Annotated in this window: 20 protein-coding genes and 1 tRNA gene; 15 read left to right on the top strand and 6 right to left on the bottom strand. The window is 59.9% G+C overall.

Going from position 1 to position 26,350, the window contains the following annotated elements; genetic code table 11:
- Positions 1 to 251: 251 nt before the first annotated feature.
- The gene (locus I6J72_RS10685; protein WP_204099159.1) at positions 252 to 1,280 is read right to left on the bottom strand and encodes a prephenate dehydrogenase; all 1,029 of its coding nucleotides are present in this window, start codon (positions 1,278 to 1,280) and stop codon (positions 252 to 254) included.
- A 39-nt stretch (positions 1,281 to 1,319) separates the two neighbouring features.
- Between I6J72_RS10685 and I6J72_RS10680 the strand changes: the two genes are divergently transcribed.
- From I6J72_RS10680 to I6J72_RS10665, 4 genes are all read left to right on the top strand, one after another.
- Positions 1,320 to 1,823, top strand: a complete 504-nt coding sequence (locus tag I6J72_RS10680) for a tRNA adenosine deaminase-associated protein (RefSeq protein ID WP_115020994.1) — start codon at positions 1,320 to 1,322, stop codon at positions 1,821 to 1,823.
- Positions 1,824 to 1,857: 34 nt separating this feature from the next.
- Positions 1,858 to 2,301 carry a nucleoside deaminase gene (locus I6J72_RS10675; RefSeq protein WP_204100508.1) on the top strand — a complete coding sequence of 148 codons (444 nt, stop codon included), beginning with the start codon at positions 1,858 to 1,860 and terminating at the stop codon, positions 2,299 to 2,301.
- A gap of 92 nt (positions 2,302 to 2,393) precedes the next feature.
- Entirely contained in the window at positions 2,394 to 2,591 is a 198-nt protein-coding gene (locus I6J72_RS10670; protein ID WP_070538445.1) for a CsbD family protein, read from the top strand.
- Between the two features lie 91 nt (positions 2,592 to 2,682).
- Positions 2,683 to 2,773 (top strand) — tRNA-Ser (locus I6J72_RS10665).
- A gap of 46 nt (positions 2,774 to 2,819) precedes the next feature.
- On the opposite strand, the gene I6J72_RS10660 is transcribed toward I6J72_RS10665, so the two are convergent.
- Complete coding sequence (locus I6J72_RS10660) at positions 2,820 to 2,987, bottom strand: hypothetical protein (RefSeq protein WP_204099158.1); 168 nt, start codon at positions 2,985 to 2,987, stop codon at positions 2,820 to 2,822.
- A gap of 181 nt (positions 2,988 to 3,168) precedes the next feature.
- Between I6J72_RS10660 and I6J72_RS10655 the strand changes: the two genes are divergently transcribed.
- Both I6J72_RS10655 and tgt read left to right on the top strand, forming a co-directional pair.
- Positions 3,169 to 5,601: an MMPL family transporter gene (locus I6J72_RS10655; protein ID WP_204099157.1), complete on the top strand. Its 2,433-nt coding sequence runs from the start codon at positions 3,169 to 3,171 to the stop codon at positions 5,599 to 5,601.
- A gap of 6 nt (positions 5,602 to 5,607) precedes the next feature.
- Positions 5,608 to 6,891 carry a tRNA guanosine(34) transglycosylase Tgt gene (tgt, locus tag I6J72_RS10650; protein ID WP_204099156.1) on the top strand — a complete coding sequence of 428 codons (1,284 nt, stop codon included), beginning with the start codon at positions 5,608 to 5,610 and terminating at the stop codon, positions 6,889 to 6,891.
- Here tgt and I6J72_RS10645 read toward each other — a convergent pair.
- The 4 genes from I6J72_RS10645 to I6J72_RS10630 form a co-directional block, all read right to left on the bottom strand.
- Positions 6,879 to 7,622 (bottom strand): sortase, encoded by a 744-nt coding sequence (locus tag I6J72_RS10645; protein WP_204099155.1) that lies wholly within the window; start codon positions 7,620 to 7,622, stop codon positions 6,879 to 6,881. The genes tgt and I6J72_RS10645 overlap by 13 nt on opposite strands.
- Entirely contained in the window at positions 7,615 to 7,899 is a 285-nt protein-coding gene (locus I6J72_RS10640; protein WP_204099154.1) for a type II toxin-antitoxin system RelE/ParE family toxin, read from the bottom strand. The genes I6J72_RS10645 and I6J72_RS10640 overlap by 8 nt, the downstream gene beginning before the upstream one ends.
- Before the next feature lie 2 nt (positions 7,900 to 7,901).
- Complete coding sequence (gene relB, locus I6J72_RS10635; RefSeq protein WP_204099153.1) at positions 7,902 to 8,111, bottom strand: type II toxin-antitoxin system RelB family antitoxin; 210 nt, start codon at positions 8,109 to 8,111, stop codon at positions 7,902 to 7,904.
- Between the two features lie 119 nt (positions 8,112 to 8,230).
- Positions 8,231 to 8,965: a queuosine precursor transporter gene (locus tag I6J72_RS10630; protein WP_204099152.1), complete on the bottom strand. Its 735-nt coding sequence runs from the start codon at positions 8,963 to 8,965 to the stop codon at positions 8,231 to 8,233.
- A 436-nt stretch (positions 8,966 to 9,401) separates the two neighbouring features.
- Here I6J72_RS10630 and I6J72_RS13175 point away from each other — a divergent pair, with 436 nt between their 5' ends.
- Genes I6J72_RS13175 through I6J72_RS10585 form a run of 9 tightly spaced genes read left to right on the top strand, consistent with a single transcriptional unit; the run spans position 9,402 to position 26,350 of the window.
- A complete protein-coding gene (locus I6J72_RS13175) occupies positions 9,402 to 10,052 on the top strand; it encodes a hypothetical protein (RefSeq protein ID WP_239107335.1) in 651 nt (216 codons plus the stop codon).
- Positions 10,052 to 13,123 (top strand): VWA domain-containing protein, encoded by a 3,072-nt coding sequence (locus I6J72_RS10620; protein WP_239107333.1) that lies wholly within the window; start codon positions 10,052 to 10,054, stop codon positions 13,121 to 13,123. The genes I6J72_RS13175 and I6J72_RS10620 overlap by 1 nt, the downstream gene beginning before the upstream one ends.
- Before the next feature lie 58 nt (positions 13,124 to 13,181).
- On the top strand, positions 13,182 to 16,850 hold the full coding sequence (locus I6J72_RS10615) for a tubulin-like doman-containing protein (RefSeq protein WP_204099151.1): 3,669 nt from the start codon (positions 13,182 to 13,184) through the stop codon (positions 16,848 to 16,850).
- Positions 16,850 to 19,729: a hypothetical protein gene (locus I6J72_RS10610; protein WP_115021000.1), complete on the top strand. Its 2,880-nt coding sequence runs from the start codon at positions 16,850 to 16,852 to the stop codon at positions 19,727 to 19,729. The genes I6J72_RS10615 and I6J72_RS10610 overlap by 1 nt, the downstream gene beginning before the upstream one ends.
- Before the next feature lie 9 nt (positions 19,730 to 19,738).
- Positions 19,739 to 22,120 (top strand): hypothetical protein, encoded by a 2,382-nt coding sequence (locus tag I6J72_RS10605; RefSeq protein WP_115021001.1) that lies wholly within the window; start codon positions 19,739 to 19,741, stop codon positions 22,118 to 22,120.
- Positions 22,121 to 22,122: 2 nt separating this feature from the next.
- Positions 22,123 to 23,802 (top strand): hypothetical protein, encoded by a 1,680-nt coding sequence (locus I6J72_RS10600; RefSeq protein ID WP_239107331.1) that lies wholly within the window; start codon positions 22,123 to 22,125, stop codon positions 23,800 to 23,802.
- 57 nt (positions 23,803 to 23,859) lie between these two features.
- Positions 23,860 to 24,822 (top strand): hypothetical protein, encoded by a 963-nt coding sequence (locus tag I6J72_RS10595; protein WP_204099150.1) that lies wholly within the window; start codon positions 23,860 to 23,862, stop codon positions 24,820 to 24,822.
- On the top strand, positions 24,819 to 25,829 hold the full coding sequence (locus I6J72_RS10590) for a hypothetical protein (RefSeq protein WP_204099149.1): 1,011 nt from the start codon (positions 24,819 to 24,821) through the stop codon (positions 25,827 to 25,829). The genes I6J72_RS10595 and I6J72_RS10590 overlap by 4 nt, the downstream gene beginning before the upstream one ends.
- Positions 25,826 to 26,350: a hypothetical protein gene (locus tag I6J72_RS10585; protein ID WP_239107329.1), complete on the top strand. Its 525-nt coding sequence runs from the start codon at positions 25,826 to 25,828 to the stop codon at positions 26,348 to 26,350. The genes I6J72_RS10590 and I6J72_RS10585 overlap by 4 nt, the downstream gene beginning before the upstream one ends.

Raw genomic sequence — 26,350 nt, 5'->3', positions numbered from 1 at the left:
TTGGTCCCTTTAGTTTGGTCCTTTCGCTGGCTAAAGGGACCATCTGAGTAAGGAAAACTGCCCGCAAGTGGTCCCTTTGTACTGCAAAGGGACCAGAGCAAGGGGACCGTACTAAAGAGACCTTGTGCCGCAGCGGTGTGGGCACGATGAAACCGCCGACCAAGGACAGGAATGTGCTCAGCGGGTCGAAATAACTCCAGAGCAGGGCCCTTCTGGAACTTAGAAGTTGGGCCTGGAAGCCCACCACAAAGCTAGAAGATCTCGATGCGCCCGCCCAAAGACTCGGTCTGGCGTAACTGCGCTACCCAATTCGGTGCACCTGGGTGCAGGCGCAGCACCGGGCGGGAAGAAATCTTGACCGGAGAAACGGATTCCTTACGAGCACCGGATCGGGCTTCGATGCGGGTGCGGGCTCTGTAGCCAGCGTCGGCAAGCTCGGCGATGGAAGGCTCATCTGAAGCCAGCGAGTCACGGGCAGTCTGCATCAGCTCAATCGCCTCATCCAAAGCAGTGACCAGGGCAGTCGCGTTGGTCTCGCACATCTGGCGAACCAGGTCCGGGCGGGTACCGGCCACGCGCGTGCCGTCCTTGAAAGAGCCAGCCGCCAGGGACTGCGCCAGGATGCCGCCATTATCGCCCACTACCGCGAGGGTCTCTGCCAGCACGTGCGGCAGATGAGAAATGCGAGCAACCGCAGCATCGTGGTTAGCCACGCGCACCGGCACGGCTTCTGCATGGACCATCTGCGTCATGCGGACAACATCAGCGAAAATATTCTCCCACTCGGTCGGGATACGTTCGCCGCGCGCGTCGCACTCGGCGGCGTAGTCATAAGTAATAACCCAGGCAGCGCGGTTGAACAGGCCGGTCTGCGAGTTCTCCCAACCGGACTTGGACGTACCCGCCATGGGGTGGCCACCCACGTAGCGTGGGTGCATGTTGCGGTCAACGACGAGCTGGCGGATTTCGGTCTTCACCGAGACGACGTCCGTAAAACCACAGCTCGGGGCGTGTTCCTGAATAGTGTCAAGAACCGAGGCCACTGCATCCATGGGCACCGCGATAACGATGAGCGCCTTGTCTTCCTCCGCGCGGCGAAGAATGGCGGGGAGGTCATCGGTGACGTCAAAGCCCTGCTTCACAGCAATGCGGGCACCGGACGTGGAGTGGTTGTAGCCGTACACCGGATGGTTGCTTGCGGCGAGGTCACGCAGCAGGGAACCACCAATGAGGCCGAGGCCGATAATGCAGACGGGGCGTTGAACATCTTGAGAACTCACGGTGACAATTGTGGCACAACCCGACTAATCTGACGAGGTATGAGCCACGACGATCTCTCTTTTTCCATCACCGTTGCCCGCAGCGAGCACGGATGGGTGATTCGCCCCTTCGAGGATGACTTCACTAACGTCAACACCTCCATTAAGGCGGTGCGCAACCTGCGTTCCGAGGGTGCGGCCTTTGCGCTGTTGTGCGTGGAGGATGACTATTTCGTCGTCGTGCGCCCGGTGCCGGGGGATGTGCGCATGCTGCTTTCCGACGCCACCTATGCCGCCGAAGACGACTTCGCCGCGGATTTCCTCGACCTGCGCGATATTGATATCCCGGATTTGGACGAAGACGAGTGGGAGGAAGCCGATCCCTACGGCGATGGCGACTTCGACATCTTCGCGGACCTCGGCCTCGATGAGGACCAAGTGGGCTACATCATTGACAACGATGAGGACTGGCCTTCCGATATGCTCCTGCGCATCGCCGGCGAGCTGGGCTTTGGTGATGAGCTGGAGGATTTCATCGACGGCCTCGACTCGGATGACTCTTAAGCCGGCGGAAGGGCTGGTGCGCGCGGAGGTCCGCATGCGCCGCGCCATAGAGGTGGCGCGCACCACGCCGGTGGGAGATATCCCGGTGGGCGCCGTGCTGTACGACGCCTCCGGTAAAGAACTCGCCACCGGCGTTAACCGCCGCGAGCAACTCAATGACCCAACAGCGCATGCGGAGGTTGAAGCCATCCGCCAGGCGGTGCGTGTGCACGGTGATGGCTGGCGGCTGGAGGGTTGCGAGCTGGTCGTCACCTTGGAACCCTGCGCGATGTGCGCTGGTGCGATTCAGGCTTCCCGGGTGTCCTCGGTGGTCTTTGGTGCCTTTGAGCCGAAGACGGGGGCATGCGGCTCGCTTGTCGACGTCCTCCGCGCCCCCGGCGCCCTCCACGTGCCCGAGGTACGCGGCGGTGTGCTGGAGGAGGAGTGCGCGGAGCTGCTCACGAGCTTCTTCGGGGGGCTGCGCGGCAGCGGCGAGTAGCCCTGAGTTGGGTAGTGTCCCCGGTTCCTCTTTCCGATTCAGGTGTAGGCTGGGTGGCCCGCATTGAATGGACAAAGATTAAGGAGAAAATCATGGGTGATTTTGAGAACAAGAAGGACGAGTTCGTCGGCAAGGCTAAGGAAGCCGCTGGCAACGTAAGCGACAACGAAAAGCTGGAGAACGAGGGCAAGGCCGACCAGGTCACCTCCGAGGCCAAGCAGAAGGCTTCCGACGCTGTTGAGGGCATCAAGGATAAGGCCAACGAGGTCATCGGTAACCTCAAGGACTAATTCCTAGCCTCAAATAGCTGAATCGCTGTCCGTGCCGCCTGGCGTGGGCAGCGATTTTGTCGCTCGGGATGACTCCCGTAATCTGGAACGCGGTGGCGTGTCCGAGCGGCCGAAGGTGATCGCCTCGAAAGCGATTGTTGGGTAACCCCCAACCGCGGGTTCAAATCCCGCCGCCACCGCCACATCCGGCACTCCAGTTTTAGCTCTGGGGTGCCGGTCTTTTGTGTTTTAGAAGCCAGCTCGCCCTCTATCAACATCTCTTTGGAAATCCAGCGCGGCTTGGCGCGCCTCGGGGTCGTGGTCTTCAGTGCGCTTGTGAATCCGCCGGCTCATCATGCCCGCTGGGATGGCAATGAGAAGGATGGCCGCGACGGCGACAATGGCGAAAGTAGACATGGCGGGTCTCCTAGAGCACTTCAGTAGCTCCACATTGTAGCGCAGGCCATACTCCGCAGGGCTGGTAGAGCTCTTACGGGACCGTTAGGGCTTCACAGTCCAACTGGTTAAACTGGTGCACATTCGTGTCCACCACCAAAGCTTCCGCGAGCAATAATCGCGCATGTGAAGGGGAAATTCCGTGGCAAAGCTGCTCTACCACCTAGGCCGCTGGTCTTACATCAACCGATGGAAGGTCATCATCGCCTGGATCTTCATCGTAGCGGCCGCGGGTGGAGCGACCTTGAGCCTGATGAAGCCGATGACCACGGAGTACTCCATCAGCGGCACGCCCGCTATTGACGCCACCCGCCGCGCGGTGGAGCTCTTCCCGGAGAACGGTAACCCGGCCAATGCGCCGTCGGTCAACCTCGTCTTCAAGGCCCCAGATGGGCAGAAGCTCAGTGACCCGCAGAATGAGGCGGCAATCGGGGACGTGGTGCGCCACATCGCAGAGGGCCTGGATATCCCGGAGGGCAGCCAGCAGCGCTGGGGTAATCCGCTTGAGGTATCGCCGGCACTGCAGCAGCAGGTCATCGAGCAATTCACTTCCATGGGATTGCCAGAGGAGACCGCGCGGGCGGATGCCGACAACCTGGCCATGGTCAATGCCGATGAGACGATTGCTTACACCACCTTCGACTTTGACGCGGAAAGCCCCTACTCGGTAGACCCCGCGGATAAAGATGTGGTGCATGAGGCCATGGATATCGGCCGTGCGGCAGGTCTGGAAGTAGAGGCCGGCGGCGCGGGCTTCGGTGATGAAATCCAGGTCAACTCGATTTCTGAGGTCATCGGCCTAGCTGTAGCGTTTATCGTCCTCATTATTACCTTCGGTTCCTTGGCCTCCGCGGGCATGCCACTTATCTCCGCGGTCGTGGGCGTGGGCCTGGGCGCGATGGGTGTCATGATCGCTACCCACTGGATTGAGCTCAACAACCTCACCCCGGTGCTGGCCGTCATGATTGGCCTGGCCGTGGGCATCGATTATGCGCTGTTCATCATGTCGCGCTACCGGCAGGAGCGCTCCCGCATGGACGGACCAGACGCCGCCGGCATGGCCGTCGGTACGGCGGGTTCCTCCGTGGTCTTTGCCGGCGCGACGGTCTTCATCGCGCTCTTTGCTTTGCTCGTGGCGCGCATCAGCTTCCTCACTGCCATGGGGCTGGCCGCTGCGGGCACGGTCTTCATGGCTGTGCTCGTGGCGCTGACCTTGGTGCCCGCGATGCTGGGCCTGCTCGGCGATAAGGCCTTCGCTGGGCGCATCCCTGGCGTGGCCGGCAACCCCACGAAGCGCCGCCCGCGCCGCACGAAGCCAACGATGGGCAACCGTTGGGTGCGCACGGTGCAGCGTGTCCCTGGCGTGGTCATGGCCCTGGTGGTGCTCGGCCTCGGTGCTTTGACCGCTCCGGTTCTGCACATGGAGCTGGCGCTTCCGGCGGATACCACCTCCAACCCGGATACCACCCAGCGCAAGGCGGCGGATCTTCTGTCCGAAGGCTTTGGCCCCGGCATCAACGGCCCCTTCCTGGTGATCGTGGATGGCGCTAACGCCAACCCGGACTCTGCAGCCTTGCAGCCCTATATCCAGGGCCAGGAGGGTGAAGAGGACGAGCAGAAGAAGGCGGCCCTTTCTTCCTTCATCTATTCCGTGCAGCGCCTGAATCAAGTGGGCGGTGTCAAGCACGCCCAGCTGGTGGGGGTGAGCAAAGACATGAAGTCCGCGCAGATCATGGTCAGCCCTACCACGGCGCCGACGGATGATGCCACGGTTGGCACCGCCTCCGCCCTGCGTACTGCCGGTGCGGAGCTGGAGGATGCCACCGGTGCCGAGATCGGCATGACGGGCCTGACCGCGGTGCAGCTCGACATCACCGAGCGCCTCGAAGAAGCCATGGGGCCATACCTTGCCATCGTGGTGGGCCTGGCCATCTTCCTGCTGCTGGCGGTATTCCGCTCCATCTTGGTCCCGCTGGTGGCCGGCTTAGGCTTCCTGCTCTCCGTCGGCGGTGCCTTCGGTCTGACCGTGCTGGTGTGGCAGGACGGCTTCACCGGACTGGTGCCCGCGCCGGGCCCGCTGATTTCCTTCATGCCCATCTTCCTCATCGGCGTGACCTTCGGCCTAGCCATGGACTATCAGGTCTTCCTGGTCACCCGCATGCGCGAGCACTTCTCCCGCTTCCCGCAGGGCAGCGGTGGCAAGTACAGCAAGTACAACGCCAACGATGAGGCGACTATCGCTGGCTTTACCGCCGGTGCCCGCGTGGTCACCGCCGCGGCCATCATCATGATTTCCGTTTTCGTGGCCTTTATCAGCCAGCCGCTGCCCTTCATCCAGATCTTCGGCTTCGCGCTGGCGGCGGGCGTGCTTTTCGACGCCTTCCTAGTCCGCATGTCCCTCGTTCCCGCCACCATGTTCCTCATGGGGCACACCACCTGGTGGATGCCGAAGTGGCTGGACAAGCTGATCCCACAGCTGGATATCGAGGGCACCGCACTCGAGGAAGAATGGGAGCGCAAACACGCGGCAGCGTCTCGTGAGGCAGAGGATAAGGCAGCGCAGCCCGTAGAATAGTTCCCTATGACCCACCCTAAGCCGCAGCTTGAGACCGACCTGTCCTTCGATGTGAAGAAGGAGCTGGACCTAAGTGGTCCAGCACAACCGGGAAAGCACGGCCGCACCGGCGTTATCCATACGCCGCATGGAGATATCCAAACCCCGGCCTTCATCCCGGTGGCCACCAAGGCCACGGTAAAGACGCTGACCCCGGAACAGATCCGGGCCACCGGCGCGCAGGCCATCTTGTCCAACGCTTATCACCTCTACCTGCAGCCGGGCCACGACATCGTGGATGAGGCCGGTGGCGTGGCTACCTTCGAGAATTGGCATGGGCCGACGTACACCGACTCGGGCGGATTCCAGGTCATGTCGCTCGGCGTGGGTTTCAAGAAGGTCCTCGCCATGGACGTGGCGGACTTGACGGAGTCCGATATCCGTGCGGCCAAGAAAGAGCGCATGGCGCAGGTGGATGAGGACGGCGTGGACTTTAAATCCTTCATCGATGGTTCCACGCATCGCTTCACCCCGGAGGTCTCCATGCAAATCCAGCATGGCCTGGGCGCGGACATTATGTTTGCTTTCGACGAGCTCACCACGCTCGTGGATACCCGCACCTACCAGGAGGAATCCGTCGAGCGCACGCGCCGCTGGGCGCAGCGCTGCCTGGATGAGCATGACCGACTGACGCTCGCCCGCGGTCCGCAGAAGCCGCGCCAATCCCTGTGGGGCGTGGTGCAGGGCGCGCAGTACGAGGACTTGCGCCGCCAGGCCGCGCGTGGGCTGGTGGAGCTCTCCGATCGCGCCGAAGCGAATGGCCGGCGCGGCTTCGGTGGCTTCGGCATCGGTGGTGCGTTGGAGAAGGAAAATCTGGGCACGATTGTGGGCTGGGTATGCGATGAATTGCCCGTCGATAAGCCCCGGCACCTGCTGGGTATCTCTGAACCGGATGATATTTTTACCGCCGTTGAGGCTGGTGCCGATACTTTTGACTGTGTGGCGCCGACCCGCCTGGCGCGCCGCGGTGGCGTCTACACCCTCGATGGGCGGCTCAACCTCACCAATGCGCGTTTCAAGCGGGACTTTGTTGGTGTGGATGAGGAGTTCGGCGGCTACGTCTCGGAGAACTACTCCCGTGCCTACATCCACCACTTGCTCAAGGCCAAGGAATTCCTCGCCGGCACGCTGTGCACCATGCACAACCTGGAATTCATGATCCGCCTGGTGGATAACATTCGGGAGTCCATCGACGGCGGCTATTACGAGGCCTACCGCGATGAATTTATGGGGCGCTATTACGCCAAGTGACCGGTGACGATGACGTTGTACTCCAAATCCGAGGCACCGTCCACCGCACACGCAATGAGCACGATACGCCCGGGAACCTCTGTATTCATGAGGTCGGCGTCGCTGCCGAGCTGATTCTTGGGGATGAGGAAGGCGTTGTCCACGATCCACTCGCGGCCCTCACCACCCTCGGAGGTCATGCGGATGTGGGAGCCGTTCAGGGTGGACGTCGCAAAGCGCTGTACCTGCTCCCCGTCGAGGCCTTCCACCGTCGTGGGCGCGGTGAGGTCCACGTTGGCCGTGACCACTTCGGAGAAGGGGTTGAATACCAGTTTCTGTTGGCCCCACGCATGGCCCAACACGTAAGTAGTGCCCTGTTCTGCCGTGGCGGGTGACTCACCCCAGTCTCGGACCCAGCGCACCATCGTGTCCTGTGGACCGGCCGGGTTGAGGGGGACGACGAAGGGCATCGAGTCATAGGTCGCGCCCGTGATGGTGGCCGGGCCATCCATCTCAAACGCACCGGTCAGGGCTGGTGCTGGGCCCTCATTGAGCGGCGGCGGGGTAGGGGTGGTGCTGGGCGCTGCGCTTGACGACGTCTCACCGCTCACCGTCATCGACTCCGACGCGGCCACGTCGCTCGTCGTTTCGGACGACGTGGTGACTTCCTCGGCGCCCGAGCACGCCACAAGGATTAAGGCCGTGGTCAGGCCAAGGATAGGGAGGAGGGCCGTTCGTAGATGCTTATGCATCGTAGATGTCCTTCCGGTGGCCAATAGCGAATACCTCAATCGTTATTTTCTGTTCGTGGATGTACGCCAGAATGCGGTAAGAACCGACCCGATAGCGCCATTCACCTGAACGGTTTGAAGTCAATCCTTTTCCGAGAGCTCGAGGGTTTTCGCAGCCCTCGAGGTTCTTTTGGATCCACGTCAAGATGATTCGTGCATCGAATCGGTCAAACTTCTTTAGCTGTTTGCGGGCTTTCGAAGTGAATTCGACGTGATATGAAGTGATTCCCTCCGACATCTTTAGAGATCCTCTAGGACCTCATCAAGGCTAAACCGCTCGCCAGAATCCTCTGCCATTGCTGCGCGCAGTTCCTGAAGGTCGTAGTAGTCTTCGACCCGTTCTAGAAGCGCTGCTCGGGCAAAATCAGATATCGTACGTCCTTCAAAGGCAGCTAGATTTCGAACGAGCTCAGCGTCGCTATCATCCATGCGAATCGTCAAAGTAGCCATATTTCCTCCTTAACCATCGTGAATACATTGTATTCAATGGGGAGAGTAAAGGGAAGAGAGAAATAGACCCCCTCAGCACAGTGCGTGCCAAGGGGGTGAAAATTCGGGACAGGTCGCTGCTACTTAGAGGGCGCTGCCGTAGGGGTGTCGGCCTCGTCGATAGGCACGTAGTCCTCGCGGCGCTTGACCCAGGAGATAACCAACGTGGTCAGCGGAAGCATGATGACCTCGCAGGCGGTCTTCCACAAGAAGCCCACGATGACGTAGTTCAGGAAGCCGCTGAAGGAATCGATACCGATGACGGGCGCTGCGATGGCGCAGAACAACAGGGTATCGCCGAATTCGCCGACGACGGTGGAAGCGACCAAGCGAGCAATGAGGCCCTTTTCGCCCGAGCGGGCCTTCATCTTCACCAAGGTGAAGGAGTTGAGCAGCTGGCCCACAACGTAGCCGACCAAGGAGGCGGCAAGAATTTGCGGAACCAGGCCGAGAGTTGCTTGGAAAGCTTCCTGGCCTTCATAGAAGTCCGCGGCAGGCAGCCAGATGGCGATGTAGAAGGAGAGCGCGGCAAGGATAGCCATGGCGAAGCCGATGTAGACAGCGCGGCGGGTGGACTTGAAGCCGTAGCACTCAGAGAGAACGTCGCCCACGATGTAGGCAAGAGGGAAGAGGAAGAAAGCGCCATCGGTAATGAGCGAGCCCAGCTGGACGCCCTTCGTGGCATTGATGTTCGAGATGAGGAAGGTGACGACGAACACCGTGACCAGCCACGGGTACAAAGTGGAATGTACCGGGATGAATCGGATGCTCTCGCCACCGGGTTTGGTGGTTGCGGTTGCCGATTGAGTTGTCATGACACAGCATTTTTCCATGAAGATGGGGGAACTAGAAATGGGGTGGATCTAGCGCTACTACCGGGGAGTAATCCCTGTGGTGTCATTGTGAAACAAAACTGCAGATGAGCAGCTTGTTTTCGGGATCCATTAAGAGGATAGTAGCCAGAAAGTTATCTGAACTGGGCAGAAAAGGTGGCCATACTATGGCATTCTTTTGCTTGCAGTGTTGTCGTGTTCCCTGCACGTTTCTTGTCTGCTGTGCTTGCTGAGCGCTCGAAGAAATTCGGGCGCGTTCGAATTTTTAGGTCAGCACGAGAAGAACGTGTCCGAGACTGCGACTACCTTATATCTCAATGCTCTCAGCACTCCGGCTGATTCTTTGTCTTCTACGCACTTATGCAGGGAGGAGAGGGAGGTCGGTCGGGGCAAACACCGTTATAGAGAAGGTATCGCTATGACATTTGGTTCCCCAGGTTCGTCACCACAGTTTGGCGGGCGCCCTCCACAAGGTGCGCCCACGCCGAACCCCGGCGCAGGACACAACGCCGGCTCTGGGTTCGGTGCGCCCGGTGGATCCGGCGGATTTGGTGTTCCCAATCCGGCGCAGAACCCGACCCCTACCCCTAGTCCAGGACAGAGCGCAGGCACGGGCCCAAGTTCCGGCTTTGGCTCCGGTTCCGGTTCGGGCTTTGGCGCGCCGGGCTCGTCGGATGGCTTTAGCCAGTCCTCCCCAACCCCGGACTTCCGCCGCCAGGTCGCAACGCCGAGCGAGCCGACGAAGGGGCCGTGGTCACTGCTCATCGCAGCAGGTGTGTCTGCAGTTATTGCGCTGATTCTGCTTATCGTGGCGCCCCTCGTTGCCTCCCCGACGCAGGGCCTGTATTTTGGCCTCGCGATTTTTGGCTGGCTGCTGGCGGGCATCGTTACCTTTGTTCTTTTGGGTCTGTACACCTTGAAGAACACGCAGCGGCAAGCAGAGACCTTCTACATTGAGGACACCACACAAACCTTGCTCTACCGCGTCATTATGGGCGGTAGTTTCCTTCTCGTCATCGTCGCTGCGGTCGAAATCGCCTTCTATGTAGGAAAGGCGGTTGGCGCCTAATGAAGAAGTTCACTCGTGCACTAGCTTTGTCCGCAGCAGCGATGATTGCCGGTTTCGGCGGTAGCTTGGGAGCTGTAGCGCAAGAAGCCCCACCGGCTCCGGATGCACCAGCTCCTGAGGCGCCGCCGGCACCGGATGCATCCGCGCCGGATAATCCGGACGACAAACCCGAAGACCACCCAGAGGACAACGGCGACCACAAACCTGACGAGCACCTAGAGGACAAGCCTGCTCCGGAGGAACACCGCGAAGGTATCGGTTCTGAGTCCAAGCTTTCTGAGGTCTCCCAAAAGAACCTGTCTGACTTCGGCTCGTGTATCGCGAGTGAGAAATCTGCGGACCTACTTTTTGTTCTGGACCAATCGGCGTCGCTCGTTGGTTACGAAGGCTCAACGCCTACGGATGCTGACTTTTTCCGCGTAGATGCTACGGCGGACATTGTGAAACAGCTGGCTAACCTCGGCGAGGATAACGGCGCCGACATCAACGTCAAGCTCGCTGGTTTCGGTTCTGAGTACTACAGTGACCCTGCCGAATACGGCGGCTGGACCAACGTCTCCGGTAAGGAAGATGCCCTGGATAGCGAGCTGGAGAAGTTTCGCAAGGAAGACCGAGTCTCTGATCTGGAAACCAATTACGGCGCTGCGTACTCGGGTGTGCTCAAGGAATTCGCTTCTCATGAGAGCAGCAACTGCCGTGCCATCGTGTTCTTTACCGATGGCAAGTACTACACCGATGCCGAAGCACATGATCTGAAGGGCGCACAAGACAAGCTGTGTGAGGTTAATTCTTCAGTAACTGCTTTCCGCAACTCGAACATTCGCCTCTTTAATGTCGGCCTGGTTCCTGCTGCCGAAGCGCAGGACCAGATTAGCCAGCTGACTCGCATGGCAGAAGGCGAGGACTGCGGTCAAGGCGCCCCGAACGGTGCGTTCTTTGATGCTGGTGAGGACCCTGCGGCACTCTTCGCTGCCTTCCGAAATCTCATTCCGACCTCGGGTGGTGTGACTAAAGACGGCAACCTGAAGGACCAATTCGACTTCGTTCTGGATGACTCCGTTTCCCCAGTGCGCCTGTCCGCAGTACCGAAGAACTCGGTGGAGGAAGGCACTCTTATTCCTACGTTGACCGGCCCCAATGGTGAGGTGGTTGAGCTCCACACTGATACCACCAAGGTGGCTGGCGCGAAGGTCTCCGTGACGGAAAACAACAAGCTGCCGGGCATGGTGGACATCGCTATGGAAAAGGATGGCGATGACTGGGCTGGCGCATGGACCTTCGGCTACAAGGTGGCGGAGGGCACTGATGGCGAGTACCTTGCGTCTGTCGTCATGGTCCCCGGTCTCACTCTTGACCTCAAGCGCGAGGATGGCACCAAGGTTGAGGGAGGCATTAACTCCGACCAAATACTTAAGGGCCAACTGGTAGACGGCAAAGGTGAGGCCCGCACGCTAGAGGGCGAGGGCACACTGCACGCAGAGTTCGTACCGGAGGAAGGTTCTCCGGTCACTCTCGTGGACAACGCCCCGATTACTGATGGGCAGCCTGTCGATATTCCACTCGAACAAGTAGAAAACGCTGCCTCTGGTCAGCTGGTCACTCGCGTGGACATCACCACGAAGGGCACGGAGGATCGTCCGGGTTCCAAGCTGGATCCCATCAATGCCGAAACTCCGCTGACTATTACCCCGGTGAACATGCCCACTGTTGGCTCGGCGCAGACAATCACGATGACGGAGAAAGAAATTACCGTCGACGTTCCAGTGACCGGCCCGGGCAAGGTGTGGGTTGCAGACCAGACAGTGAATACCGAGGATGCCATGCTGCCTGCAGGAGTGTCCTCCATCGCTGTGTCTTCCAAGAACAACTCTGAAGACTCCGCACTGGAGCTGTCCAAGGACGAGAAAGCCACCATTCCGGTGACTTTGAGCGTGGAGAATATGGCCGACGGTCCGCTGCGCGTGGAGCCGGTAATTAATCTCCAGTCAGCAGAAGACAACCAGCAGATGGAGTTGCCGTTGACCTTGCAGGGCTCCATGAGTGCTCCTCTGAGCAAGTCTGCATTTGGTTTGGCATTTGTCCTTGCAGTGCTGCTTGCACTGCTCATTCCGCTGGCCATCCTGTACTTCATGAAGTGGTTCTCTGGCCGTATTCCAGAAAAGCCACGCATGTTCGTTAAGACCATCCCGGTCAAGCGCGACGGGGCCAACCTGGTTCGCACCGATAATGGCCGCCCATTTGCAGTGAGCAAGGACGAGTTCCAGGGCGCGGTACCGGTGGAGACCTCGGCACGCTCAGCTCAACTTGGCCGCAATGAAGCCAAGGTGAAGATGGGGCTGAGCCCCTTTACTGCCGCGCACGTAGAGATTCAGCGTGACGGCACAATCTCCGGCAAGGGCAAGAAGTCTGGTTACCGCGCAGTGCTGCCGCTGGCCATTCAGAATGAGTGGTTCTTTGTTGGTAACCAGAAGGACCGTGACTCCGGTGAGATCGTTATGACCGTCGATACGCTGGCGCAGGCCAGCCAGTACGACGAAATGTCGAAGGAAATCAGCCGACAGGCACTGCCGCTCTTTGACCAGGTAGCGTTCCCTGCTGAGAAGGAGCCGACCCCGCCGCCAGCAGGGCAGCGGACCCCACCTCAGCAACCGGGTGGTCTGTCTGACCCCACCGGTCAGCCAGGACCATCTGCTCCACAGGGCCCGTGGGGCCCGCAAGGTGGCCCACAGCCTAGACCACAAGGAGCTCCGCACCAGGGCAGTCAGCCGAATACCCCGCAACGCGGTGGCTTTGGTTCCTCGCAACCTTCAGGACCGTCCCCGCAGACCCCGCCGCAGCACGGCCAGCCGGGCCGCCCGAATCAGCCCGGCCAATCTGGCTTTGGTGGAGGGCCAGGATTCGGTGGTGGACAGGGCTTCGGCCAGCCACAGCGTCCGAATCAGCCAGGCGGTCCAGGACAGCCTGGTGGCTCTGGGTTCGGTCAACCGGGACAGCAACGCCCGAACAATCCTGGTACCCCTGGTAACAACGGCGGCTTTCCCCCGAACCCCGGGTTCGGACCCCGGAACTAAGTCGGTTTAGCACCACACAACAGCACAGAAGCGAAGCCCCTTCGAAAGGTAGTTAAAGATGAAGAAGTTCCTCGTCGTCGGTTGCGGTGGCTCCGGCGCCAAGACCCTGGCGTTCATGATGGACCAGCTCAAAGCAGAGCTGCGCAGCATTGACCCGGACATGACCGAACTGCCCAAGGCGTGGCAGTTCGTCAACATCGACGTGCCTCTTGAGGAGGAAGCCGGCCCGCAGAAGCTGCCCAACGTGACTCAAAACGGCGGACAGTACGTCGGCATTGGTTCGCGTCAGAACTACAACACCTTCGACGAGGGAGTATCCAGCATCCTCGGCCGCTCCGGCAAGCTTGGTGAGATCGCCACCTGGGCTACCCGTAACCCGGCGTCCAATGACGTAAAGCTTGCTGATGGTGCCGGCCAGTACCGCGCAATCGGCCGCATGCTGGCCCTGCCGCACCTTAAGGAGATTCGCCAGTCCCTCAAGGCAGCGGTGGACGAGATGTTCACCCAGGAAGCGATTCAAGAACTCAACCGCTTGAATTACAAGCAGACCAAGTTGGACTCTGACACTGGTGACTCCCAGCCGGTCGTCCTCGTGGTCTCCTCCATGGCGGGCGGTGCCGGTGCCTCGATGTTCCTTGATGTGTGCCGCGTGCTCACCACTATTCCGAATGTGAATCCACAGGGCACCCTCGTCTTCATGTACACCCCGGAGATCTTCTCCGATAACAAGGCCGATGACATGGCTGGCGCCTGGCCGAACTCCCTGGCCATGTTTGGTGAAGTCGTGGCAGCCCAGATGGGTAATTCCAGCAAGCATGACCGCGCCATCTTCGAAGCCTTCGATATGGGTAACCCGCCGGAGGGGCAGACTTTTGGCCGTATCTTCCCGATTGGCTCCAAGATGGGCACCACCAGCGCACGTTTCGGTGATGGTTCTGCCATGTCCATTTATCGTGGTCTGGGCCGCGCATTGGCCGGCCTGATGGCATCCACGAAGGCCAGCGACAACCTTGTTTCTTACGCGTTGACCAACACCCCTGCGGGTGACGGCGGCCGCCGCTTCTTCGGCTGGGATAGCCCTACCGGTGGTACCCCATGGGGCCGCTTGCCCTGGGGTTCTCTTGGTTATGCCCAGGTATCCATGGGCCGTGACCGTTTCGCCGAGTACTCCTCTCAGCGCCTAGCCCGCAGCGCTTTTGAGCGTCTCTTCAACGGTCACCTCGATCCGCAGAACCCCGAAGCCGGTGAGATGCAGATTGCTAAGAAGCTAGAGGAGCGCCTGCCCAACGCTTTTAGCTCCATTACTCTTGATCCGTCCTGGGCGCACGGCGGTCAGATTGATAGCGGCAGCGTCTGGAACTGGCTCAACAGTGTTTTCGGTGGCCAGGCTCAGCAGGCTGCGGATAGCGCAACGAAGTACCTGCAGAACTACATCCCGGTAGGCCAGGGCCGAAACGTCAACGAGTGGCGTGACGAGTTCGAAGGCAACATGGCTGACCCACGCAACGAACAGGCCATCGCTTCCGTACTGAACAACGCTGCGTATGACATTGTCTACCGCTACGCCAACTTCTTCACTGACAGTGTGCTGGCTACCGTCGAGGGCGAGCTTGCGGCCGTCGGCGTGCCTTATGTACGCGAAATGCTCTCGAAGATTACGGATGTGTTGACGAACTCCGACCGACTCATGCCGGTTCTAGGAGAGTACTCCGGTTACTACCAAAACACCCGTGTGCTGACGAAGCCGGAGGGTGCGGATCCCATCCTGAGCCCGCTGACCGGTAAGGGCCAGATGACGGATCCGACGCCGACGGTTAATGCGCTCATGGGCTTGTACTACAACCAGTTCTACAGCTACGCGCTCATGGCCATCGCACACCTGCTCACGGATGTTCTCCAAGATTATGCTGACGAGAACCTTTTCCACCTCAAGCGCGAGCTGGCAGATGCCCACACCGTGCTAGAGAAGGCAGTGTCCAAACGCGCCGAAACCAACAAGCTTGCGGATGTACGCACCGATGAGGTCAACGCATGGCCGACGGAAATTGATGAGGTTGTCGAAACCCGCTTCAAGGGTGCCGAGAACGAAATCATGCTCACGGACGTCAACTCCTTCATCGTCGACTACAAGGATCAGATGCTGCGCACCATCCAGGGCCAGCAATCCACGGCGAACGTCACCAACTACGAGCAGGCGTATCCCTTCGCAGTGCGTTCCGTCATCCGCGGCGAGTGGGAATCCCTCGACGCGGCCCAAGCGCCGAATGACACTTTGGCACCGCAGAAGCGCACGAACGATGCATATTCCAACCGTGCTGGTTGGGTTTCTAAGTACCTGTCGCGTCACCCGCAGACTGGTGAGTCCCGCGAATCCCAGCGTGCGCACTACCACGCCAAGATTCGTCCAACGGATCTGCTCGAGCGCTCCCGCCAGTGGATTAACCGTCGTGATTATGAGTTCCAGAAGTTCAACTCGGTAGACCTCCGCCGCTACCTCACCCTGACCCCGGACATCAACGAGGTTGAGCACGCCGAGCGTCAGCGCCGCTTCGTTGAGGCCTTCCAGTTGGCACTGAGCTATGCCCGCCCGCTGGCGGCTGTCAACGACGACATGGTCCAGCGCATTCATGGCAAGTCAGTGCAGTACACCTACTCCTTCTCCGATATCCCATTTGCCGAGCTCGGCTCCGCAGAGAGCGGTATCGCTGCGCAGTTGGAGTCCGTGCTCAACCGCCCGGAGATTGACGGCCCGTCCTCGGTTGCTCTCCGCAACTCCTTGAACATGTCGGATCATGTTCAGCACATCGAGATTTTCGGCTCCTACCCGAACTACTCGCCGATTGTCTTCTCCTCCATGTTCAACTACATCGCCAAGGACATTGAGAAGCAGGACAACTTCGATGGTTCTTGGTGGTCGGAGCGCCGAACCCGCCCGCTCCCGGCAGCGTTGCCGCTCACGGAGACCGAGCGCCAGGCCATGGTTGCCGGTTGGATCATTGGCCGCATCACCGGGCGCGTGTACATCTCTAACCCAGACACCAGCAACGCCGCGGCCCATATCTTTGATGACACTGATGGTGGCGTGAACAATTGGGTCGACTTCCCGAACCCCATGCTCATCTCGCCGCGCCGCATGATCAAGAAGTCGGACTGGATGTCCTCGGTACTGGAATCCATCTTCATCGCATACGCCAAGGTGCAGGAGAACGGTCCTCACGGCTTCGCATCATCGCTGTATCCGTACCAGTTGCTGCGTGGGCTTTTCGACGACGGACTCGACTTCGCTCACTCCGGCGCATCAACGCACCCGGTTGTCCACCGTTTGGCGCAGTTCCTTTCGTCCGGTGAAGTTCCGAACCGCGGCACGGTGGGCACGTCCATCCAGGATCGCTACGAAACCTTCGTCGCGGAGTTGGACAAGTTCGCACGCGGTGCTGATCACTTCGTTCCGGGCCACACCAACGCCTTGCCAGGCCAAGGCCGCGCGAACAAGCCATTCGCAGAGATTCGCTCCCGCGAGGTGGCGTCCATGACGCCGTACTACCGCGACTTGGCCGAGGACGTTATCGCTATGGTGCCGGTTATCCGCAACTACCTGGACCAAGCCAAGACCGTAGCCGAGAATCCCGTGGCGCAGCCGAGCCCGCAGGCACGCACCTCAGAGTCAGATTTCGGGCAGACCACTTCACCGGAATTCAACCTCAACGATCTGGATGACACCTTCTAATGACGAACGTAATTATCTTCGGGCACGGCGCGACTGCGGATGATATCCGCTCGCGGTTGAGCGATTTGCGTGCCGTCGGCCTCCTGCAAGACTTCGTATGGATCGACTACGCGCACCCCACCAACGGAGCGGTTGTGCGTTCCTTCACGGAGGACGGCACTGTGCGCTTGTCGACGCTTGATGATGCCCTCCGCGGCTTTTCCGGTGACGTCCTCCTCGCCACCATTGATCCGATGGATGCCGAACAACCGCAGGACGCCAACAAGCTCACGGAGTGGGTCAGTGCAGTCGACCAACGCCTGATTCAGGCCTCCAACCTGCGCGTTCGTCTGCTGCTGTCCGCCTTGCCGATGGACAACGTTGAGGTAATGCCGCTGCAGGGCTGGAGCAACCTCGTGCTTTCCCCGGAAGAAGGCGGAACCCCGGCCTCCTCACGGATTCGCCCCATTAAACGGACCAAAGATGGTTTCGAGCTCGCACAGTTTGCCGCCCCTGCCGTGGCCAGCATCTTCGGCCTGTGGCGCGGCATGCCGGAGCCGGCCGTGCTGGACCCCGATACACACCGAGTCATCGAAACCGGTGACCGCCAGCGCTTCCGGCTTGTGCGTGCCTTCCACCGCACGATCGACGCCAGTGACATTGAGGACAAGGTCAAGAAGGCCGTCTTTGACCCCACTCAGCGTCTTCCGCAACCGCAGGTCAACAACATTTCCCGTGCTGTGCACTACGCAAACCCGGAGCAACTCACGGATCAGTGCGCCAAGATGTTCATTGACCAGCAGATCTCCCCATTGGTGAGCGCGCCTACCGCTTATGAGGAACTACAGTCTCACAAGGTCAGTGGTTGGGCAGCACTTAAAGATAATCTGCGTCTGTACTGGTCAACGGTCGTCGGCAAGCCCCAGGATTGGGTCGAAGGACAGCGCGGTGCCATGAACAAGAACGCCGCCACGTTCCTCCAGAAGATGCTGTACGGCGAGAATTCCAGTGTTGAGGTTGTGCTGGCAGGGCACTCTGGCAAGGGGAGCGGTGCCACCAGCGTCGATGAACTGCGCCAAGCCAGCGAACACACGATGCGCGTGGCAAAAGAACAGCACTTTTCGCTGGGCCAAGAGCCGCAGTTGTCCCACACCTGGGAGGCCTATCACGATTACGCGCTCGGATTGGTTGACGGTTCTTGGCGCGAGAGCATTGAAACCCAGGGACTGCGCAACAACCAGGGCAACATGTACATCGTGCAGTATGGCGGCCAGTCGGTACAGGATGTTAGCGCTTCCTTCCACGGCTTCCATCCGCTCATGACCAGTACCTTGGGGTACACGCATGAGTCACAGGCAACGGTGGCTCCCTTCGATCCGGTAGGCGCAGAGCGCTTCGCCGCCGACATCGAGTACACGAGTCAGCAAACCCGTAACGAGGCTGTCAGCCGCAAGAAGCATGAGTTTGCTTCCTGGCGTGCGAAGAACAGCACCACCTTCGCATGGAAGGTGGGCCAGGGACTGTGGGATAAGTTGGGCCATGCTCAGCAGAAATACCGTGAGGCACACGCTATGGCCCGCGAGCTACAGGAGCTGGCCAACAGCTTCCAATCGCGTGACTTCAACGCAGAGAACAAAGCTCTTACCGGCAAGCTACGCACGATGTGGGTTGTCCTCTTCGTGTTCCTTGCGCTTCTGACCTACATGGTGGCTGGCCGCTACAACCAGGATCTGCCGCTTGGTGAGTACCTGCAGTGGTTCGACTGGCCGTGGTACGTAGTGGGCATCATTGTGGCGATTCTGCTTTTCCTCCTGTGTTCGTGGGCGGTGTTCACCAAGGCCCAGCGAGACATTTTTGACTACGTACAGCGTCGCAAGCTACTCGCCCGCAACCAGGAGATTGCAGCGCAGAACCTGGCGACATCCTCGGCGGAAATCGCGCGCATTTCCAATGCCTACAACCAGTTCTTGAGTTGGTCGGCGTTGTTGGGCCGTGCTATCTACGCCCCATTCGGCCGCAAGGAAACCTCGAGCGATCACCTGCGTACCCCGCAGTCGGGTCTGCCGGAGAACGCTCGTATTGCCCAGGCCGTGCTCAACCGTGACGATGCTGTGCGCATGACGGATGAGATTCGTTCCCATATTTTCCAAACGGAGTGGGCGCACCGGTCGCTGAAGTCCATGTTGGATGACATGAATAACACCTTTGAGCGCAACCGTACTGGCCACACGGCCGTGGCGCTTAATGAGATGTGGGGAATGGCCGGTCTGGGTTCGAGTACTGCGTTGGATAACCTCTCGCGCAACCTTGACCACCCTTATATGAAGGACCGAGACTTGAAGCAGCAAGAGTGGCAGAAGGTCATTACGGACCCGCGCATGTCGCGCAGCTTGCAGCAGTACTTGGGCCACGTCACCTTCCGTGAGGAAGGAGGCGCACGGAGCCAAAGCACGAGCGAGTTCCTCGCCGGCATGAATCAGGAAAAGGGCGCTTTGCAGGCCTTCAGCCCCAATGCGTTGACAAGTGCTGGCGGCGCTGAGGGCTACACCGAGATTGATGGCTCCCGCACTCGCATTGTGGAAGTGGATAGTCAAACCGCACTGACCAGTCAGCTTTCCCGTTCGGTCACGGTGGTGCAGTACGGCAAGATCACTGATTTCAAGTACCTCATCCCCGATTCCGTCCCTGGTGCGCATACCTTTGACAACACCGCGGACTTGTCCCTCGATGAGCTGGATGACACCAGCCACATGGGTTTCGGGGTGCCAACACAGACCGATGCGCCAAGCGACTCCCGTGGTACCCAGGAGAGCACCCCGTGGCAGCCGGGCTCGAATGCTAACCCCGTGTTTGGTCAGCCGGGGACTCCGGACTTGTCGGACCTCGATGAAACCTTCTAAGGAACGTTGATGACACACACCCCGAAACCCTCAATCAAGGATGTTCCGTTTAGCGAGCTCACAACGTTGCATGAGCTGAAGCGTGTGAGTGCTGACGATGTCCGTGAGGCTGTCTCCGCCCCGTTTAGACAGTTTGCTGAGCAGATTGCCGCTGCATTTAACGGTGAGGAAGTAGATCACCCAGAGCTGAGTGCGCAGTCCCTCAACGCAGCGGCGGCACAGGCACGCGCTGCCGACCACAAGGCTGCGCAGCAAGCAGCCAACGAATGCGCAGCGGCAGAACGGGCAGCCGCAGAGCAGGCACGGCGTCAGCAGCACGAGCAGCAGGCCGCCGCTGTTCAGCAGACGCAGCCTCACGTGCAGCCAGGGTCGGAAGCGCCGGCTGCCGCGGCGCCGCGCGACTTCTTTGCTGAATGGGCAGAGCTCCAGGCGGAAGAAGAACAGAAGACCCAGGTCAACGAAGAGGACTACATCACCATCCCGGGCTTCGGTATCCGGGCAGAGTACCAATACCGCCAAGACCCCAACTGGGTTGCACCAGGCATTGAGTTTGAGGTTGAAGTACCAGATACCACCTCAGCCGAGGATGAGTCCGGTGATGAGTTGGGCTATGGCGTAGAACCGGAGCCAGAGGAAGAATCCGACCAGCGCCACCCAGTACGCCTGTGGTGGCCGGAGCTTGAGCATGAGCCGAACGAGGTCGTGTTCTATCGCGTGGTGGCTGATGATTCCGAGATGGTTGCCTCCCCCGACGCTGGCGATACCCTTGTGTACACCAAGGGCACTGCCTACCGCGATAACAACCCGGGAGAAGCAGGACTGCGGCACTACGCCGTGTGGGCCTATAAAGGTACGGACCTGCGTGAACTGGTCAATAGCCAGCCAGTCTTCATGGGTGACACCGCTGTGGTATTCCCACCGGTCAACGTGCGAGTCTCAACCATCAAGGGGGCTATTCAAGTCTCCTGGGACCTGCTGCCAGGCCATTCCAGCGCCATGGTTTATGCCTGCCGTGATAGCGAGAAGGAGCTGCTTTCCCCGCGATTTGAGCAGGACGTGGACAGCTCCGGCCGCAAGGCCACCATCCCGGTCCAAGAATCCGGTCAAACCATCGTCATCTCCCTGCTGGGCCAAGCAGAGTTCCACGGTGCTACCGAGCAGAGCCAGGATGAGGTTGCGGTGCAGCGCTCCGTGAAGCTGGCCAGTGAGTTGGAAAAGCTGGAGCTGTCGCGCTGTGAGCGCCGCAGCGAGTACGGCCACGATTCCATTGAGGTGGATTGGTATTCACCGAAGTCAGGTGAGGTGAATATCTACCTCACCCCCACAGCTCCACCAGCAGATCTAACTACCTCAGCGGTACCAAAGACGTACGTCGAAAGTGCGCTATCGAGCGCCTTTACTGAGACTCGCGGCATTTCTGAAGCGGGTTCCTTCCAGACCGTCACTATGACGTGGCCACCGGACTGGTACGAGGTGTACATCACCCCGGTGAACTTCAACGACGCCGATGCCTGGGTAGGCGAATCCAAGGTGTTGCAGCGCGTGCAGTCCATTGAAGATGACCAGTTCCGTCTCATCGAGCGTGTGGAGAGCCAGCTCATCACCTTCGATTGGCCAAAGGGCGCTACCGCGGTCGAATACTTTACAAACCGCGAACATGACCAGATTCGTGAAGAAGACTATGACCTCCAAGGCGGGATCCGCCTGCACCTCGACCAGCACGGCGATACCGTACGCCTCAAGCCTTATGCGGTGTTTGCTGGTAAGCGCACTGAGGGCGAGGAGCGGGTCATTCAGTATGAGGGGCTGCGCCCCGTGACGTATGACTTTGACGTCGATGTCTACCAAGGCCAGGTCAAGGTCTACCTGTGGAGCCTGGGCAATGGCGATAAGCGTCAGTTCTCCTGCCAGGTCGTGTACCGAGCTGACCGCCTGCCACTCTTCCCGGAAGACGGTGAGGCACTCGGCATTGTGGAAACCAACCTGCAGAGCACGACCCACGTGGCACAAGGCTTGGGCCCTTCACGCGGGCAGTACCCAGACTTCACGGTGTCGCTTGGCCAGTACGCACAGCGCGGTGGATTCATTCGTTTGTTTGCTGTGGAAGGGTTCGACACCTACGTTGATTCTTCCTTCGACAGCTTCGGCGGTAACGATGCCTTCAGCGGATTTGCTGAGAGCTATAGCGAGGCATCGCCGACTCTGAGCGCATCAGATAAAGCCGTGGTCGTGGAAGGAGATGTGGCGAACCGCTTGATGTTCTACGCCGCTGGCCCGAATGGTGGCCCGCAGTATTCTGAGCAGTACACCGAGCCGCAGCCCGGGCAGTACTACGACCAGAGCTATGGCCAGAATTATGGTCAGGACCAGTACTTCCAAGGAGGCCAGTAGCTATGGGCGGCGCATTTAGCTATGCATCTTTCTCCCGCGCCAAGGGCCGTGCTGGCGGTTGGGGAGTGGGCCAGAAAGTTGGTGACCTTACTCAAGAGGAGCTCGCGGAGCTGGTGTCTTTCGTGCCCACCTCGCTCAACAACGGCACTGCCATCCCGGATTTTCCTTCCGCGCAGCAGCGAGCTGAGCTTGTTCGCCGTACAGCAGTTTTCGCTCTGACACCGGAAGCGGATAAGTGGGTAACCATGGTGTCAGTCCCGGCTGGTCTCGATGCCACTGGGCGCGGCGGCAATGTTTTCACCTACACCACCGTGACGCGAACTGGCACCCCGCCGGCTCCCTCCACGGTGCTTTATTCCCCCGATGTACCTGCTCCTTTTTCCATCTATGAGGTGGATAAGGTGCAGATTCCGGAGGGAATTTCGGCGCGCGGTCCGCTGCATTCAGATGTTTTGCTCGACGAGTTCCTCGACGGGGAATTCCGCCAGCCGGAGAAGCTTCCGGCACCGTTTAAGTCCGTAACCCCGAACCCAGATTCCACGTTCAACCGTGACTTGGTATCGGCGATGGCCACGGTGCTTAACTCTCGGAACGGCCTGGTCATTCTGGTGGCGCCAGACAACCAAGCGGCATTGTGGATTGCCGCCACTGCCCGCGAGGTGGGGGAGGACGGTTTTGGCTTCTCTACTTTTGAACGAGCCGCAGCCATCAATGAATTTCCACTGAGCACCTCCACCATGATCGTGGTCCCGCCGAGCGAGAAGCAGCGCTTGGCAGACACCACCATTTCCGGAAACCCAGTGGTGTTTGTGCTGGGTGAGACCCTGCCTGATGTCAGCGCGTACGAACAATCTTCTGCTGAAGAGGACACGCGGAGAGCGGAGCCGGAAGCCCCAGCGGCGCAGGAGGAAGCACCGTTTGGCGCACCTTCTTTCGGTTCCTCGCCTTTTGCTGGTGGCGGCGATCCCGCCGCGCCATTCCCGCCGAATCCTCTTGCTGCGTCGCACCCACGGGAGGAGCAGCTTTCGCCGAGCGATGATGGGCTGCCACTGAACGCGGCATCGGATAATCCTTTTGCAGCTGGGGCAGCTGGCGCGCCTATGGCGTCGGCAAGTGCGGGGCTGGAAAAGGAGACGTCGACAAGCGCAGCCCCAAGCTTCAACCCGGCAGAACCAACTCCTGAACCATCCGCAGCAACGGCCACAGATGGCGCGCAGCCGGGGGTGAACGCGACTGTCCCAGCCTTGAGTGCGGAGGAATACCAGAAGCTCACCACCTTTGATGCGCGCTGGTGGATTGAGTACCTCGATACCCATCGCGGCCGCTCAATCCAGTTGGCGTACCTGGACAAATCCACGTTGGGTGACGGGCTGGACAAGCTACTCATGTCAGCGATTATTGCTTCGTGGGTCTTTTATTTCCCTCGGGATTTCACTCTGTTGGCCGAGGACGCACTGCGGCCGTGGGAGAACCGCGACCTTGAACACATCGCGCACCTCACCGCTGATCATTTTGTGAATGCGTTCCACCTTGAAAACTGCGAGCGTTATGCCACTGGTCGCGTCGCCATGGTGCTCGATGCCGTGGCGCAGCTTCTCACAGAGCGCTCCGTGCGGCACCAACAGCACCACCCAGGTTGGCAGAACCGCGGACAGGGGCAGGGCAGAGGCCCGGGGCTGTGAAGCGATGGATGTTAGGCAACACACGACTAGGGAAGATTAAAGAAGGTAAGAAGCGTCATGGCTAAATACACATTGCGGGACGGCGAGTCCCGCCGCATCGGCTCAGACGGCATCCTGCGCGTCGAAGCCTTCGAAATGGGCGCCGGGGGTGCATCGATGGAGTTGGCCATCGTGGGCGAAGGCGTGGATGCTGTCCGCGTGCACGACCTGTCCCTGATGGTGCACTCCCTTCCGGAGCGTGCCACCATCGTGGTGCAGCCCAAGCGCGGCGGCACCTTTGGCCAGCGTAGCGAGGTGCGCCTCACGGTGAGCAACGCGGGCGATTCGGTGACCTTCCCGCGCGTGCTTATCGACGCCGCAGAGGACTCCCGCGAGCGCCTCGCCGAAGTCACACCGGAGTCCGGCAGCTACCGCCTTGACGCCTTCGGTACGACCGAAGGCGCTGGCATTACGGATTCCGCCCGCGAGGTGCGTTCCAAGATGCGGCGCGCCGAGCTCGATGCGTCCGGGCTGGATGATGTCACCGTCGTCGTCGATGGTTCTGCGTCCATGCAAGTGAACGTCACACCAAAGATTGTGGAGGCAGCCGCCAAGTACATCGATGCGCTCTCGGATGCTTTCAAGCGCTTCCGCGCCACCGATGGGCAGGACAGCATTCAGACCCACAAGGTGGATGAGCTGACTCGCTTCATCACGGGGGTCATTGAAAACGGTGCGGAGCGCGTGGGGCAGCGCCCGTGGCACGGGCCGAACATCGTATCCACGTCGTCGTTGGCTATTTACGTTACCGACTCCCCGGTAGCGTCCATGGTGGATACCGGCGTGCCCACTGTCGTACTCATCACGAGCGCTATTGGCCGCCAAGAGCTGGAGCTCGCCCACATCAATGGCACACCCCGCCAGGTGGCGTATGCGGTGATTGATGAGGACGTCGTCAAGCAGCTCGACAGCGGCGCTAATACTGAGCTTTCCGAGCTCACCGACCGAGTCACTGCCATGCTGAAGGAGAGGAACTCATGACCCAGGCACGTTGCCCATGGACGTTCAAGCCACTAGAGGCGGGCGTGACAGTGAGCCCGTACACGAACCGAGAACTGCCGGAAGGGTGGACCGATGCGGTTACGCATTGCGTAGCTATGGCCGGTGCCCGTAACTCCGGCAAGTCGCTGTATACGGCGGTGATGATTAAGCAGCTCAAGCAGTTGGCCCACAAGCACGATAGGTCCGTGCAGCCAGCGGATGAGTCGACGCGAGAGCGCTACGCGGAGGTCTATGAAAAGCCTCTCTTCGAGGAGATGCGCGCCATGGATCCCACGCCGAGCGCTGTGGCGACGGACGCCTACCAGCGTGACCCACTCATTTTCGAGCTGGGCGTATGGCCGGATGAGCAGGGACAACCGCGCATGAACTACCTGGTCTTCCGCGATGTGGCGGGCGAAGACCTGGAAAACCCGCCGGAGAACGAAGCTGATCGCGAGAATCTCGCGTTCTTTTCCCACGCGGACCTGGTAATTTTCCTTTTTGATCCGCTGCGCGTGAAGCAGATTCAGGATTTCATCCACGGTCTTATTCCCAACATCGGTGAGTTGGGCGCGGATTCGCTGCGCGTGCTGGATAACCTTCTTGACCTTCTCGATACGGACACCCCACCGCCGCTGGCTGTGACTATTTCCAAGTTCGATACCGTGCAGAAGCTTGAGCAGGTTGATGATGTGCGGTGGAAGAAGCTCATGTCCAACCGAGGCGCGGCCTTCCGGCGCGATACGGGCTGGAATTTCAACGACTCGGACCGCTACATGGTTCACCTGGAGGCTGAGTCTCTGCTGCGCTTCCTTGGCGCGAATGATCTCATCAACAAGCTGTACTCTGCGGCGCCTCGTGAGGGAAGCTTCTTCGTTGTGTCCGCTCTCGGTGAGGCACCGACGGGGCGTCAATTAGCGCGCAGTGGCATCGCGCCCTACCGCGTGCTCGACCCCATCCGCTGGCAGCTGAACCAGCGAGGCGTGTTTGCGGGGGACGTCTCATGACCTTCGGGACTCCGCAGTCCGGGCCTTCGCAGCCGGGGCACCAGCATCCTGCCCCAGCGCCCATCCCGGCTGGCCCGAATGCCGTGCAGGACTACCGCTATGGTCACGTCACGGATGCTGCCCGGGAATCGCGCCGAGCAGCGGATATGAAAGCCCAGTGGGCGCCATGGCCCTTGAAGATCGCGGCCATCATCGAGCTGCTTATCTGCAGCTACACGGTGTTTAATATCTGCAAGCTCGTGGCCTTTGAGAACAGCCCGGAAGCAGTGACCCGCACGGAACAGTTGTCGACCGAGTTGGGCGTGCTGTTAGGTGTTCTGGTGCTGCTCGTCTGTGTGCTCACCACCTACGTACTGCATGCCCAGCAGCCAGCGCGCATCGCGCTTACCGCCATCAGCGCGGTCTTGGTGTTGCTCATCCCGGTAAGTTCGGTCATGCCGGTGTCCATTGCTTCAGCCGTGGTTATCGTGCTGCTGTGGTTGCCGGTGAACCGGCAGTGGTTCGGTGGCACTAAGACTTAA

It is taken from the genome of Corynebacterium sp. FDAARGOS 1242, assembly GCF_016889985.1.
GTDB classification, from domain to species: Bacteria; Actinomycetota; Actinomycetes; order Mycobacteriales; family Mycobacteriaceae; genus Corynebacterium; species Corynebacterium minutissimum_B.
Note: the sequence above shows the minus strand (reverse complement) of the source record. Positions and strands in the feature narration are given on the sequence as shown.

Excerpts from the sequence above, each read along its gene's own strand:
- I6J72_RS10680 (WP_115020994.1), top strand. The coding sequence starts at position 1,320 with ATGAGCCACGACGATCTCTCTTTTTCCATCACCGTTGCCCGCAGCGAG.
- I6J72_RS10675 (WP_204100508.1), top strand. The coding sequence starts at position 1,858 with ATGCGCCGCGCCATAGAGGTGGCGCGCACCACGCCGGTGGGAGATATC.
- I6J72_RS10670 (WP_070538445.1), top strand. The coding sequence starts at position 2,394 with ATGGGTGATTTTGAGAACAAGAAGGACGAGTTCGTCGGCAAGGCTAAG.
- I6J72_RS10660 (WP_204099158.1), bottom strand. The coding sequence starts at position 2,987 with ATGTCTACTTTCGCCATTGTCGCCGTCGCGGCCATCCTTCTCATTGCC.
- tgt (WP_204099156.1), top strand. The coding sequence starts at position 5,608 with ATGACCCACCCTAAGCCGCAGCTTGAGACCGACCTGTCCTTCGATGTG.
- I6J72_RS10645 (WP_204099155.1), bottom strand. The coding sequence starts at position 7,622 with ATGCATAAGCATCTACGAACGGCCCTCCTCCCTATCCTTGGCCTGACC.
- I6J72_RS10640 (WP_204099154.1), bottom strand. The coding sequence starts at position 7,899 with ATGTCGGAGGGAATCACTTCATATCACGTCGAATTCACTTCGAAAGCC.
- relB (WP_204099153.1), bottom strand. The coding sequence starts at position 8,111 with ATGGCTACTTTGACGATTCGCATGGATGATAGCGACGCTGAGCTCGTT.
- I6J72_RS10630 (WP_204099152.1), bottom strand. The coding sequence starts at position 8,965 with ATGACAACTCAATCGGCAACCGCAACCACCAAACCCGGTGGCGAGAGC.
- I6J72_RS13175 (WP_239107335.1), top strand. The coding sequence starts at position 9,402 with ATGACATTTGGTTCCCCAGGTTCGTCACCACAGTTTGGCGGGCGCCCT.
- I6J72_RS10620 (WP_239107333.1), top strand. The coding sequence starts at position 10,052 with ATGAAGAAGTTCACTCGTGCACTAGCTTTGTCCGCAGCAGCGATGATT.
- I6J72_RS10615 (WP_204099151.1), top strand. The coding sequence starts at position 13,182 with ATGAAGAAGTTCCTCGTCGTCGGTTGCGGTGGCTCCGGCGCCAAGACC.
- I6J72_RS10610 (WP_115021000.1), top strand. The coding sequence starts at position 16,850 with ATGACGAACGTAATTATCTTCGGGCACGGCGCGACTGCGGATGATATC.
- I6J72_RS10605 (WP_115021001.1), top strand. The coding sequence starts at position 19,739 with ATGACACACACCCCGAAACCCTCAATCAAGGATGTTCCGTTTAGCGAG.
- I6J72_RS10600 (WP_239107331.1), top strand. The coding sequence starts at position 22,123 with ATGGGCGGCGCATTTAGCTATGCATCTTTCTCCCGCGCCAAGGGCCGT.
- I6J72_RS10595 (WP_204099150.1), top strand. The coding sequence starts at position 23,860 with ATGGCTAAATACACATTGCGGGACGGCGAGTCCCGCCGCATCGGCTCA.
- I6J72_RS10590 (WP_204099149.1), top strand. The coding sequence starts at position 24,819 with ATGACCCAGGCACGTTGCCCATGGACGTTCAAGCCACTAGAGGCGGGC.
- I6J72_RS10585 (WP_239107329.1), top strand. The coding sequence starts at position 25,826 with ATGACCTTCGGGACTCCGCAGTCCGGGCCTTCGCAGCCGGGGCACCAG.